The organism is Bacillus sp. SD088 (assembly GCF_017355205.1).
Classification (GTDB): Bacteria; Bacillota; Bacilli; order Bacillales; family Bacillaceae_C; genus Lederbergia.
In genome coordinates, this window is the sequence record NZ_JADIJK010000028.1 from 26,219 (window position 1) to 39,773 (window position 13,555).

General features: G+C 38.1%; 13 protein-coding genes. All 13 read left to right on the top strand.

Annotated features, from left to right (window positions below; translation table 11 throughout):
• The first annotated feature begins 106 nt into the window (after nt 1–106).
• The 13 genes from fur (at nt 107) to IPU53_RS20310 (ending at nt 13,554) form a co-directional block, all read left to right on the top strand.
• Nucleotides 107–571 (top strand): ferric iron uptake transcriptional regulator, encoded by a 465-nt coding sequence (gene fur, locus IPU53_RS20250; protein WP_207452815.1) that lies wholly within the window; start codon nt 107–109, stop codon nt 569–571.
• Between the two features lie 658 nt (nt 572–1,229).
• Nucleotides 1,230–1,457 carry a YqzK family protein gene (locus IPU53_RS20255; protein ID WP_207452816.1) on the top strand — a complete coding sequence of 76 codons (228 nt, stop codon included), beginning with the start codon at nt 1,230–1,232 and terminating at the stop codon, nt 1,455–1,457.
• Entirely contained in the window at nt 1,457–2,356 is a 900-nt protein-coding gene (xerD, locus tag IPU53_RS20260; RefSeq protein WP_242698460.1) for a site-specific tyrosine recombinase XerD, read from the top strand. Before IPU53_RS20255 ends, xerD begins: the two co-directional genes overlap by 1 nt.
• A gap of 93 nt (nt 2,357–2,449) precedes the next feature.
• A complete protein-coding gene (gene deoB / locus IPU53_RS20265; protein WP_207452818.1) occupies nt 2,450–3,643 on the top strand; it encodes a phosphopentomutase in 1,194 nt (397 codons plus the stop codon).
• Between the two features lie 157 nt (nt 3,644–3,800).
• Complete coding sequence (locus IPU53_RS20270) at nt 3,801–4,964, top strand: D-alanyl-D-alanine carboxypeptidase family protein (RefSeq protein WP_207452819.1); 1,164 nt, start codon at nt 3,801–3,803, stop codon at nt 4,962–4,964.
• A gap of 371 nt (nt 4,965–5,335) precedes the next feature.
• The gene (gene spoIIAA / locus IPU53_RS20275) at nt 5,336–5,686 is read left to right on the top strand and encodes an anti-sigma F factor antagonist (protein WP_207452820.1); all 351 of its coding nucleotides are present in this window, start codon (nt 5,336–5,338) and stop codon (nt 5,684–5,686) included.
• Between the two features lies 1 nt (nt 5,687).
• Nucleotides 5,688–6,128, top strand: a complete 441-nt coding sequence (spoIIAB, locus tag IPU53_RS20280; RefSeq protein ID WP_207452821.1) for an anti-sigma F factor — start codon at nt 5,688–5,690, stop codon at nt 6,126–6,128.
• Nucleotides 6,129–6,140: 12 nt separating this feature from the next.
• Nucleotides 6,141–6,899, top strand: coding sequence for an RNA polymerase sporulation sigma factor SigF (gene sigF / locus IPU53_RS20285; protein ID WP_207452822.1), 759 nt, complete (start codon nt 6,141–6,143; stop codon nt 6,897–6,899).
• A gap of 130 nt (nt 6,900–7,029) precedes the next feature.
• Nucleotides 7,030–8,487 carry a spore germination protein gene (locus IPU53_RS20290; protein WP_207452856.1) on the top strand — a complete coding sequence of 486 codons (1,458 nt, stop codon included), beginning with the start codon at nt 7,030–7,032 and terminating at the stop codon, nt 8,485–8,487.
• 92 nt (nt 8,488–8,579) lie between these two features.
• Nucleotides 8,580–9,899, top strand: coding sequence for a diaminopimelate decarboxylase (gene lysA, locus IPU53_RS20295; protein ID WP_207452823.1), 1,320 nt, complete (start codon nt 8,580–8,582; stop codon nt 9,897–9,899).
• 457 nt (nt 9,900–10,356) lie between these two features.
• The gene (locus IPU53_RS20300) at nt 10,357–10,725 is read left to right on the top strand and encodes a GNAT family N-acetyltransferase (protein WP_207452824.1); all 369 of its coding nucleotides are present in this window, start codon (nt 10,357–10,359) and stop codon (nt 10,723–10,725) included.
• Between the two features lie 55 nt (nt 10,726–10,780).
• Nucleotides 10,781–11,632: an AraC family transcriptional regulator gene (locus tag IPU53_RS25490; protein WP_207452825.1), complete on the top strand. Its 852-nt coding sequence runs from the start codon at nt 10,781–10,783 to the stop codon at nt 11,630–11,632.
• Nucleotides 11,633–11,742: 110 nt separating this feature from the next.
• Nucleotides 11,743–13,554 carry a rhamnogalacturonan lyase gene (locus tag IPU53_RS20310; protein WP_242698461.1) on the top strand — a complete coding sequence of 604 codons (1,812 nt, stop codon included), beginning with the start codon at nt 11,743–11,745 and terminating at the stop codon, nt 13,552–13,554.
• Nucleotide 13,555 lies beyond the last annotated feature (1 nt).

A 13,555-nucleotide genomic window follows, 5' to 3' on the forward strand; every position in this document is an offset into this window, starting at 1 on the left:
TTTAAAAATCTATAGAAACCTTCGCACATTATAATTATTTTAGTTTGAATATGAGCATCAATCTGATATAATTATAGTGGAGAAACGCGAGGGAGGATATTGAGGTATGGAAAGTCGCATAGAACGGATAAAGAAACAACTACATTCCGCAAGCTACAAGCTCACTCCCCAGCGTGAAGCCACGGTTCGGGTATTGCTTGAACATGAGGAAGATCATTTAAGTGCGGAAGATGTATATCTTCTCGTCAAAGAAAAATCCCCCGAAATCGGGCTTGCAACAGTATATAGAACCTTAGAATTGTTAACAGAATTGAAAGTCGTTGATAAGATTAATTTTGGTGACGGTGTGTCACGCTTCGATCTTAGAAAAGAAGGAGCAGCCCATTTTCATCATCATCTTATTTGCATTGAATGTGGTGCAGTGGAAGAGATTCAAGACGATTTACTCGAAGATGTAGAAAGAATTGTTGAAAGAGATTGGCGTTTTAAAATAAAAGATCATCGGCTCATTTTTCACGGGATTTGTTGGAAGTGTCAAGAAAAAACAGATGTTAATAAAAAAACAGATTAAACCTTTTCCTCTAGCTGGAGAAGGTTTTTTTAGTTTCAACTGGTCATCCCCCTCTATCTATAACCGTTGCAACATATTCTACCTGAAAAAAATCCTTCAAAGCACATGGTTTAATGAATAAATGAAAACAAGCTTGGCATATGATGGTAATAAGAAAAGCGGAAGCGCCTGTCCAGCGACGTACAAATTTAAAGACTTCTGAGAAGATAAAGGAAACACGGTGAAGGATGAACCGATGTTGACTTATCGAAGGAAGAAGACGTAAATTTGCTAGTCGCTAGGCGCTGTAGCTGGACAAAAGAAAAGCGGAAGCGCCTGTCCAGCGACGTACAAGTTTAAAGACTTCTGAGAAGATAAAGGAAACACGGTGAAGGATGAACCGATGTTGACTTATCGAAGGAAGAAGACGTAAATTTGCTAGTCGCTAGGCGCTGTAGCTGGACAAAAGAAAAGCGGAAGCGCCTGTCCAGCGACGTACAAATTTAAAGACTTCTGAGAAGATGAAGGAAACACGGTGAAGGATGAACCGATGTTGACTTATCGAAGGAAGAAGACGTAAATTTGCTAGTCGCTAGGCGCTGTAGCTGGACAAAAGAAAAGCGGAAGCGCCTGTCCACCAACGTATATGGAAAGTATTTAAGACAAAAGGATGAAAATAATGAGAAATATTTTAAAAACTTTTTTTGGAACATTGCGATTACTTGTTTTGCTTATTGGATGCACGATTCTCTTCTATTATGGTATTATGTGGATAAATCAAGAATATGAAAATTACCGGCGTTATGATGAGCCGGAAGGGAGTGCGGTAAAGGCCTTTCAACCAGAAAGTCAAAAAAGTGACGCCTGGTTTTCACGCCTAATCCTTTTTTACCAGAATGGAGAGTAATGGTTGTGCACGATGAAATGCAGGATTTTATCCACTTTTTGACAGTAGAAAAAGGATTGTCCCAAAATACGATTGTATCGTATAAACGAGATTTAAAGCGCTATTTGGAATATTTACAGCAGGTAGAGCAAGTAAAGAAGTTGAATGATGTGACCCGTATCCATATTATCCAATTTTTGGCCTTTTTGAAGAAAGAAGGAAAGTCCTCAAAGACACTAGCTCGACATATTGCATCGATTCGAGCCTTTCATCAATTCCTATTAAGAGATAAGGTAGTTGATCATGATCCATCTGTTCATTTGGAAACACCGAAGATGGAAAGAACATTACCTCAAGTATTAAGTTTCCGAGAAGTTGAAAAATTACTAAATACGCCTGATCTCACGACTTCTTATGGGATAAGGGATAAAGCGATGATGGAATTGCTTTATGCGACCGGCATCAGGGTCAGTGAGCTCATCAATTTAGACTTGGACAATGTTCATTTAACAATGGGATTTGTTCGGTGCATTGGAAAAGGGGATAAGGAGCGAATTATTCCTCTTGGACAAATGGCTTCAGATTCTGTCGAGCAATATTTACGAGAATCTCGGCCTCAACTTAGAAAAACAAAATATAAAACAGAAGCCCTATTTCTGAATCATCATGGTAATCGACTGACCCGCCAAGGCTTCTGGAAGATAATTAAAAAGTTAGCAGCTGAAGCAAATGTAGAGAAAGATCTTACGCCCCATACATTAAGGCATTCTTTTGCTACCCATTTGCTTGAAAATGGGGCTGACTTAAGAGCGGTACAAGAAATGTTAGGACATGCTGATATTTCAACTACGCAAATCTACACACATGTAACAAAAACAAGATTGAAAGATGTTTACACAAAATATCATCCACGGGCTTAAGAAATAACATCAAAAAACCGCCTATGCGGTTTTTATTTTAGACTTAAAAGGGTATGTTAAAGGTATAAATGTATTTTTGTAGGAGGAATAGGCATGGAGTATATGACATTTAAAAAGATTCATTTAATTGTGCTAGATTCTGTTGGAATAGGAGAAGCACCGGATGCAATTGATTTTAATGATGAAGGGGCAGATACATTAGGTCATATTGCTGAAAAAATGGACGGTTTAGCATTACCAAATCTACAAAACTTTGGATTGTCCAATATAAGAAAAATTAAAGGAGTAGATCCAGTAGACAAACCAATCGCCTTTTATACAAAAATGCAAGAAGCTTCAAATGGAAAGGATACGATGACAGGGCATTGGGAATTAATGGGGCTTGTCACGAGTCATCCTTTTAAAGTCTTTCCAAACGGTTTTCCAGAGTTACTAATTACGGAAATTGAGCAAGCATCAGGACGAACGGTGATTGGAAACATTCCAGCTAGTGGAACGGAAATTATTGAAAAGCTGGGGAAAGAGCATATGGAAACAGGGGCATTAATTGTTTATACTTCTGCTGATTCAGTGTTACAAATTGCGGCTCATGAAGAAATTGTTCCTTTAGAAGAGTTATATCGTATTTGTGAAAAAACAAGACAGTTAACCTTAAAGGAAGAATTTAAGGTTGGTCGTGTCATTGCCCGTCCCTTTATTGGAGAACCAGGTAATTTCCAACGGACGGCTAATCGTCATGACTATGCTTTAAAACCTTTTGCACGAACAGTGATGAATGAATTAAAAGATGCTGACTTTGATGTGATTGCGATTGGGAAAATTCATGATATTTATGATGGGGAAGGCATAACAGAATCGATTAGAACAGAGTCTAATATGGATGGGGTCGATAAACTCCTACAAACGATGGGGAAAAATTTCACTGGATTAAATTTTATCAATTTGGTGGATTTTGATGCGAAATTCGGTCACCGCAGGAATCCCGAGGGTTACGGACAAGCACTGGAGGAATTTGACCAAAGAGTTCCCGAAATAATAGATCAAATGGATGAAGAAGAGTTATTAATCATTACTGCAGATCATGGAAATGACCCCACCCATCATGGAACGGATCATACAAGGGAGTTTGTGCCGATGTTGGCTTATTCAAAGAAATTCATCTATGGGAAAGAGCTACCGATACGCAAGACTTTTGCAGATATTGGTGCGACGATCGCGAAGAACTTTAAAGTAAATTGGAAAGGGAAAGGGACAAGCTTTTTAGAGGATTTACAAAAAGAAGAATAGTCTAATTAGAATCCTTTTATCTCTTAGAGGATGTCCAAAAAGTCCGGAAAATGATTTTTCGGGCTTTTTCTTTTTGCCTTTTGTATAAATCCATACGACCTGGGAGAGAATGGTTTTATGGAAAACATTTCCGGAACTAAGGGATGGAGGGATTGATATGAAAAAAGTTGTAACCATGTTTGTTGCCTTATGTTTAATTCTTTCATTATATTCAGGAGCTGCATTTGCGGAGGAAAAGAAAACAGAGCTTGCGGAAGATTCGAAATCAGCAATCCTAATTGAAAGAGATACTGGGACGGTTTTATATGAGAAAAATAAGGATGAAAAGTATTCACCTGCTTCGATGACAAAAATTATGACGATGTTATTAATTATGGAAGCTATTGATTCTGGAAAAATTAAGATGGATGAGAAGGTCACAACAAGTGAGTATGCTGCTTCAATGGGCGGGTCACAAATTTTTCTTGAACCTGGTGAAGAAATGATGGTAAAAGAACTTTTATTAGCAATGGCCATTGGATCAGCTAATGATGCTTCAGTCGCATTGGCGGAGAAAATCGCAGGAAGTGAAGAAGCGTTTGTCGAGATGATGAATGACCGTGTCAAGGAGTTGGGTTTAAAAAATACTCATTTTAAAAACACAACAGGTCTACCAGTAGAGGATCATTATAGTACAGCTAATGATATGGCCTTAATGGCAAAAGAGTTGTTAAAGCACGAAGAGATTACAGACTTCACCAAAAACTATGAATCCTACCTAAGAGAAGACACGGATAAGAAATTTTGGCTCGTAAATACAAATAAACTTGTGAAATTTTATCCAGGTGTAGATGGCCTGAAGACAGGATTTACTAGTGAAGCGAAGTATTGTTTAACCGCTACAGCAAAAAAAGATGGGATGCGAGTGATCGCTGTGGTCTTTGGCGCTCCAACATCGAAAAGTAGAAATGCGCAAATAACAAAAATGCTTGATTATTCTTTTTCTCAATACGCCACTCATCCATTGTATGAAAAGGGAAAAGCGTTAGAAAAAGCGAAAGTTAGTAAGGGCGATAAAAAATATATAGAAGCTGAAACAGGAGAAAGCGTATCGGTCCTAACGAAAAAAGGAGAAAAATTAGATAAGCTTACAGAAGAAATAGAATTGATTGAACATATTAAAGCGCCTCTTAAAAAGGGAGAGAAAATTGGCGTTTTAAAAGTAAAGAAAGACGGGAAAGAACTAGTCGAGGTGCCATTAGTTGCAAAGGGAAATATAAAAAAAGCTTCCTGGTGGCATTTGTATAAACGAGCATTTGGAATGTTTACAAAAACAGATTAATGACAAGATACCTTAATACTTTCGAATGCAGACTGAACGAGAAGTATGCCATTTTATGGAAAGACAAGAAAGTATAAGATTTGGCTAGTGTTTTGATCTAGCTCCAGCGCATAGCCCCTCGAGGCTCGGAGGATGCGAGTCCATCGGCGTTGCGACGTACAGGATGTACTAGTGTAGACGAAGCGACAGGACGTCGGATTTGACTCTGCCGCCAGGACGTCGCGAACTTAGCCTTTCGTCTTACATCAAGGCGCTTGCGCTTTTGTTAAAAAAATTGCCGAAATTCTTCTAGTTTTGTCATCAAGAAGGAATTAGGGGGATAAGAGTAGAAATGACTCTTTATACTTCTATATGCGAGGAGGATTAGGCAATTGAGTTTGAATATTGAATTAGATGTAAGACAAGACGTATTATGCATACGACTATCGGGAGAACTGGATCATCATACAGCGGAGGAGCTAAGGGAAAAGGTCAATCAAACAATTGAAGCATATCAAATTCATCACATTGTGTTGAACTTGGCGAATCTTACCTTCATGGACAGTTCTGGATTGGGTGTCATCTTGGGAAGGTATAAGCAAATTAAGCTAAAGAATGGTGAAATGGTCGTTTGTGCGATTTCAGCCCCAGTTAAGAGACTATTTGAAATGTCGGGCTTATTTAAAATTATGAATTTAGAAAGCTCAGAGCAATTAGCTCTGGAAAGATTGGGGGTTGCATAAAATGAGAAATGAAATGCAACTACAATTTAGTGCTTTAAGTCAAAATGAATCCTTTGCTAGAGTGACAGTAGCCGCCTTTATTGCTCAATTAGATCCGACTATGGATGAATTAACTGAAATTAAGACAGTTGTCTCTGAAGCTGTTACGAATGCGATCATTCATGGTTATGATCAAAACCCAGCAGGAATTATCTATATTTCTGCTACGATAGAGGATGAAATAATTGATCTTGTCATCCGCGATAATGGTATGGGAATTGACAATATTGATGAAGCAAGACAGCCGCTTTTTACAACCAAACCCGAATTAGAGAGATCAGGGATGGGCTTTACGATTATGGAAAACTTTATGGACAAGATAGAAGTAGAATCGCAACCAGGTTCAGGCACCACGGTCCGTTTAACAAAATATGTAACGAAAAACAAAGCGTTATGCAATTAAGGAGCCGTGCCTATGGACGTGCAAATAAAAAAAGAGGCGAGAAAGGGCTTTTTGAGCGACACGGAAGTTAAAGACCTGATTAAAAAAAGTCAAGAAGGCGATCAACATGCAAGAGACCACCTTGTTGAAAAAAATGTTAGACTGGTCTGGTCCGTCGTTCAACGATTCTTGAATCGAGGATATGATCCGGATGATTTATTTCAGATTGGCAGTATCGGTTTGTTGAAATCAATTGATAAGTTCGACCTATCTTATGATGTGAAGTTTTCAACGTATGCGGTTCCCATGATTATTGGTGAAATTCAACGCTTCATTCGTGATGATGGAGCGGTAAAAGTCAGTCGGTCCATTAAAGAACTAGGCAACAAAATTAGAAAGGCCAGGGATGAGTTGGCAAAAAGAGACGGAAAAGTACCGACAGTTTCTGATATCGCTACTTATCTGGATGTTTCCCAAGAGGAAGTGCTAATGGCCCAAGATGCAGGCAGATCTCCAGCCTCTATTCATGAGACCGTGTATGAAAATGATGGGGACCCTATTATTCTAATTGATCAGATTTCAGATGAGAATGATCATAAATGGTTTGATAAAATTGCATTAGAGGAAGCGATCAGAGGACTTGATGAACGTGAAAGATTAATTGTTTATCTGCGTTATTATAAAGATCAAACACAATCAGAGGTGGCTTCACGTCTAGGAATATCACAAGTTCAAGTTTCACGTTTGGAAAAGAAAATATTAGATCAAATGAAGGAACATATGGATGCCTGAATAGGGCATCCATATGTTCCTTTTTGTATGAAAATAATAAAATGACCACATACTAAAGCTTAGAAAGAACAGAGGTAGAAAAATGGAAAGGAGGCTCTAAAGATTGAGTAAAGACTCTCAAGGAAAATCAATGAAGATCGATAAAAATCCGGATGTCGTTGAAAAGTATTTTGAGGATCGGGTAGGACTAGGCACCAGTTTTGATCTTGATGTAAGAAAATTAGTGATCTTAAGGAAAAAAGTACATTTGTATACTGTGAATGGACTTTGCGATTCCTATGTCATTACCGAAATCGTAAAGGAACTCCAAAAGCTCAATGATACCGAAAAAACAACATCGAAGCTATTTGAGTTAATTGAAAACAGAATAAGCAGCTCATCCGTTGAGCCTGCAAAAACAATGGATGAGATGGTTGACCAGGTATTATCAGGCCTTATGGCTGTGGTAGTAGAAGGAGCAGACACGGTTCTCATTGTTGACGTTCGTAATTATCCTGGGAGACAGCCAGAAGAGCCTGACACGGAAAAAGTCGTTCGAGGTTCGAGGGATGGCTATGTTGAAAATATTATCATTAATACTGCCTTAACAAGAAGAAGAATTCGTGATGAACGGTTAAGATTCGAAATTATGCAAATAGGAGAACGTTCAAAAACAGATGTAGCAATCGGCTACATAAAAGGCGTAGCCAATCCTAGAATGGTTCATATAATCCGCCAGGAATTAAAATCGATTGATATTGATGGAGTTGCAATGGCTGATAAAACCATTGAAGAATATTTAATGAAGCAAGGATATAATCCATATCCGCTTGTTCGCTATACAGAAAGGGCGGACGTTGGTGCCATTCATCTATTGGAGGGGCATGTATTAATATATATTGATACATCACCAAGTATTATGATTACCCCGACAACTTATTTCCACCATGTTCAACATGCTGAAGAATATCGGCAATCACCTTCAGTTGGTACCTTTGTGCGTTGGACGCGGTTTCTCGGGATATGGGCATCTATTTTCCTTTTGCCATTATGGTATTTATTTGTAAAGGATCCTACTTTCTTACCAGATCAACTAGCGTTTATAGGTCCAAATGAACAATCGCATATTCCTTTGATTTTTCAACTTCTTATTGCTGATCTCGGTGTGGAATTCTTACGAATTGCTGCCATTCATACACCAACTCCTCTTTCTACAGCAATGGGCTTGATTGCGGCTGTGTTAATTGGTGAAATCGCTGTTGATGTAGGTCTCTTTCAATCAGAGGTCATTCTGTATATTTCAATTGTAGCCGTTGGAACCTTTTCTACTCCTAGCTATGAGCTAAGTGTGGCAAATAAAATGGTTCGCATGTTCTTATTGCTGTGTGTGGCTGTCTTTAAAGGACCAGGCCTCATTATTGCCTGTACCTTCTATATCCTCTTTTTAGCGCAAAGTAGACCTTTAGGTGCGCCATATCTATGGCCATTAATACCGTTTAATCCGAAAGCTCTTATTAGTATTTTAGTGAGAAGACCTGTACCTGGTGCAGTGCTTCGTCCAAGTATCGTACGGCCAAGAGATCGATTTCGTCAACCGACTAAAGATTGATTGTCATTGCATAAATTTTTAGATTATGATAAAGTAATTCTACTTATCAGAAAGAAGACAATCTTTGTTTACAACCGTTGAGGTGGGGAAAAATGCATTTATATGGAACAGCTAATATTAATCAAATGGGACATTTAGAAATTGGAGGGGTAGATACCGTAACGCTTACTGAAAAATATGGTACTCCCCTGTATGTATATGATGTTGCCCTTATTAGAAAAAGAGCAAGGGCATTTAAAAAGACTTTCGAGCGTATGGGTGTTGAAGCACAAGTAGCTTATGCAAGTAAAGCTTTTTCTACAATAGCGATGATTCAGCTTGCTGAAGAAGAAGGGTTATCACTGGATGTTGTTTCAGGTGGAGAATTGTTTACGGCGATCAAAGCGGAATTTCCGAACGAAAGAATCCACTTTCATGGGAATAATAAGAGTGAGGCCGAATTAAACATGGCTTTAGATTACCATGTTGGCTGTATCGTGGTCGATAATTTTCACGAATTGTATTTACTTGCTCAGCTTTGTGAACATCGGGAACAGAATGTGAAGATTTTATTACGCGTAACTCCAGGTATTGAGGCACATACTCATGATTATATTTTGACAGGTCAAGAGGATTCTAAGTTTGGATTTGACTTGCAGAATGGGCAGGCTGAAGAGGCGCTTGCTTATGCCATACAAAATCAGCATTTAGATGTACTTGGTCTGCATTGTCATATTGGATCACAAATTTTTGAAACGACAGGTTTTAAATTAGCGGCAAAAAAAATTCTAGAAAAATTAGCTGATTGGAATGCCACACTTCATTTCAAAGCTTCCGTATTAAATTTGGGCGGGGGCTTTGGCATTCGCTATACAGATGAAGATGCTCCATTGCCTCCTGAGTCTTATGTTGCGGAAATGATTGATGAAGTAAGGACTGAAACAGCTCGACTTGGATTAGCTTTGCCAGAAATTTGGATTGAACCGGGCCGCTCAATGGTAGGCGATGCTGGTACCACTCTATATTTAGTTGGCTCTCAAAAAGATGTACCGAATATTCGAAAATATTTAGCTGTGGATGGAGGCATGACAGATAATCTAAGACCTGCCCTTTATGATGCTAAATATGAAGCTGTTTTAGCCAATCGAGCCAATGATGAAGCGACTGAAACTGTTGCGATTGCTGGGAAATGTTGCGAATCTGGAGATATGCTCATTTGGGACCTACCCTTACCAGAAGCATCTCCCAATGATATTCTTGCTGTCTTTTGTACAGGTGCTTATGGATATTCCATGTCCAACAACTATAATCGCATCCCGAGACCACCGGTCGTATTTGTAGAAAATGGAACAAGTCAACTAGTCGTAAAAAGAGAATCGTACGAAGATTTATTACGATTAGATTTGGCCTATGCTGAAAAATCACAAGTCTAACCCGCAGATTGGCGGGTTAGACGTCTTGGGGGAAAAAGACAGAAGCTTTTCTGTTTAAGCCTAATGAGCAATTGCATATTTATTGATAAAGTGAAACTTTTTTTGCTATTTTTCGTCTAAATAGGTATAAATGCTTTGAATTTGGGGAATAAAGTGTTTGCTACCTAATTTTAATAGCTCGAGATTAGAAACATTTGCTAAAACGAAGCATAGCCAGTACAATAAATCATGTGTTTATAAAGATAGAGAATTAAGGGGTGTGCATTCTTTGCGCAAAAAGAATATCACTTTATTTATGTTGATCTTAATTGCGGCTATCATATGGGGAATCTTATATTGGGTGTTTATTGCACCGAATGTACGTATTACCAAATGATATGTGAACAAACTTTCCCGATGAAGTTAGAACGCTTTATGCAGTTTGCCAGCAGCAAATAAGAAAAATGAGGGATCTGTTATGTTAATTCGATACAAGAAAGCCTATGAAAAGATTGCGATGGGCCTTCTTTCCTTTATGCCGAATGAGAAAGATCTGAAAAAGCTTCAAAATACAATGAAAACCTATGAAACAGCAGACAATTGGCACTTATTTCTGTGGAAGGATGAGGATATTACCGGGCTTCTAGGTGTAATCCAGATGGATGATGTAGTGGAAATTCAACATATCTCCGTTAATCCCTCCCATCGAGACGAAGGCATTGGCAAAAATATGGTGAAATCATTAAAGCAAATTTATCAGGATAAGAAAATCATACCTACTGATTATACGGCTAGTTTCTTTGAAAAATGTGAGAATATGGATGAAGAAAGCTCGGATATGTCTTAATCCGAGCTTTTAAAAACTATAAAGATGATTAGATATTTTTATAAGGAGGGTTAAAGTGGATATTAATTTCTCCTATCAAAAACCTGATGATCCGTTACATATTAGTCATCGTAAGCGAGATACAAAAGATGCTATGCCTGAATATCACACCCATGTGGATCATTATGAAGTATACTATCTCATACATGGAAAACGAAAATATTTTATTAACGATAAAACATATTATGTAAACTTAGGGAATCTAGTATTTATTAATAAAGGCGTCCTTCACAGAACTTTCCATGTTGATGACTATGAGCATGAAAGACTATTAATTAATTTTACCGATCAATTATTTGGAAGTGAAAAAGCTAGGTACTCCTCTCTTTTACAATCTGTTTTTAATCAAACTTTAATTATTCAGCTTAATCGGCAGGAGCAACAAGAGATTGAATATATTTTATTTAAAATGATCCAGGAAATGCAAAAAGGAGAGGATGGCTTTGAGCTGTTTTTGAAAACGTTGTTAATACAACTACTAATCTCTTCTGTTCGCTATTTAAATAGAAATACAGCCGAGACACAAGAATTTACTGGAAGTGTTTATCATAAGATGACAGACATTATCCATTATATTAATAAACATTACCACACTCCAGACCTCACTCTTGACTCCGTAGCAAATGAGTTTTTTATCAGTTCATATTATTTAAGTAGAATTTTTAAAAAAGCAACAGGCTTTACTTATAGTGAGTATTTAAACCATGTGCGAATTCAAGAAGCGCAAAATTTATTGCGAAATTCACAACTGAAAGTCATTGATATTGCAGGAAAAGTCGGCTTTAATAGTTTAACTCATTTTGGGAGAGTTTTTAAAAATCATACACGTTATACCCCTTCCTATTATCGTAAAATTCATAATAATTAGAGCAAAATATGTTGAGATTTTTATAACATGGCAAAAAATGTTTAGCGAAGGGCGTTGATTGCTTTTATGCTAATAGGAGAACATCGATATTTAGGATGTAGGTGAATTTTATGAGTAAAAAAGTAGCTCGACAAATGGAATTTCTTAATCGTGGCTTAATTGCGGTGAAGGTCGAACAAGGTGTTTTTATTAGCTGGAGAATGTTAGGAACAGATGATGAATCAACATTTTTTGATCTGTATCGTGATGATGTAAAGGTGAACAAAAAACCAATCACAAAAAGCACTAATTATTTTGATGCAGAGGGAAAAGTTAACTCAACTTATTTTGTGAAAGCGAATTCAATGAAAAATGAACAGCTGAACGAAATATCAGAAATTGTTAAGGTGTGGAAAGATAGTTATTTAACAGTGCCACTTCAGAAACCAGCAGATGGAATAAGTCTTGACGGTACACCCTATACTTATAGTGCGAACGATGCGAGTGTAGGAGACCTGGATGGAGATGGAGAGTATGAAATCATATTGAAATGGGACCCAAGCAATTCAAAAGATAACGCCCATAAAGGTTATACAGGGGAAGTGTTTTTGGATGCTTATAAGTTAGATGGGACCTTTATGTGGAGAATAAGTCTTGGAAAGAACATTCGAGCAGGAGCACACTATACACAATTTTTAGTTTATGATTTGGACGGTGATGGTAAGGCAGAAGTTGTATTAAAAACGGCAGATGGTACAAAGGATGGAGTGGGTACAGTCATTGGTGATCCACATGCAGACTACCGTAATGAGACTGGTAGAATCTTAACAGGTCCAGAATATCTAACCATATTTAAGGGAGAGACAGGAGCGGAGCTTGTGACCACATCGTTTGAACCCGAGCGTGGTCATGTATCAGATTGGGGAGATCATTATGGAAATCGTGTCGATCGTTTTCTTGCTGCGGTTGCTTATTTAGATGGAGAAAGACCTAGCTTTATTATGGCTCGAGGATACTATGGAAAAACGATGTTAACAGCCTATGATTGGCGTCAGGGAAAATTAACAAAGCTATGGACCTTTGATAGTGACCAAGATGAAAATGAGGGATATACCGGGCAAGGAAATCATAGCCTAAGCGTGGCTGATGTGAATGGTGACGGTAAAGACGAAATTATCTATGGGGCTATGGTTGTTAATCATGATGGAACGGGGTTGTATACGACTAGTTTAGGGCATGGAGATGCGCTACATGTAGGAAATTTAAATCCAAGTGAATTGGGTTTAGAAGTATTTCAAGTACATGAAGATGAAAACGCTCCTTATGGCATGTCCTATCGGAAAGCAGACTCCTCAAAGATTATATGGGGGATACATTCAGGAAAGGATATTGGACGAGGAATGGCAGCTGATATCGATCCGCGATATGAAGGGGCAGAAGTATGGGCATCTGGGATGGGATTGTATGCAAATGATGGGAGAAAAATCAATGAAAACGCACCAGCTTCTATAAATTTCGGGATTTGGTGGGACGGTGATTTGTTGCGGGAATTACTTGACCATCATTGGGATCCCGAAAAAGGCTATGGAGTGGGAAAAATTGATAAATGGGATTTTGAAAATGAAAAGTTAGTCAATGTCCTTACTGCGAAGGGAACAAGCTCTAATAATGGGACAAAAGGCAATCCATGTTTACAAGCAGATTTATTTGGAGATTGGCGAGAAGAAGTCATTTGGCGGACTAAGGATAGCAGTGCTTTAAGAATTTATACAACAACAGATAGGACGAAATATCGAATGCACACATTAATGCATGATCCGGTTTACCGCTTAGGAGTAGCGTGGCAAAACATCGCTTATAATCAGCCACCACATCCTAGCTTCTATTTGGGAGAAGGGATGCAACGGCCAATGAAACCCAATATTTTCATAGTGAAAATCTAGA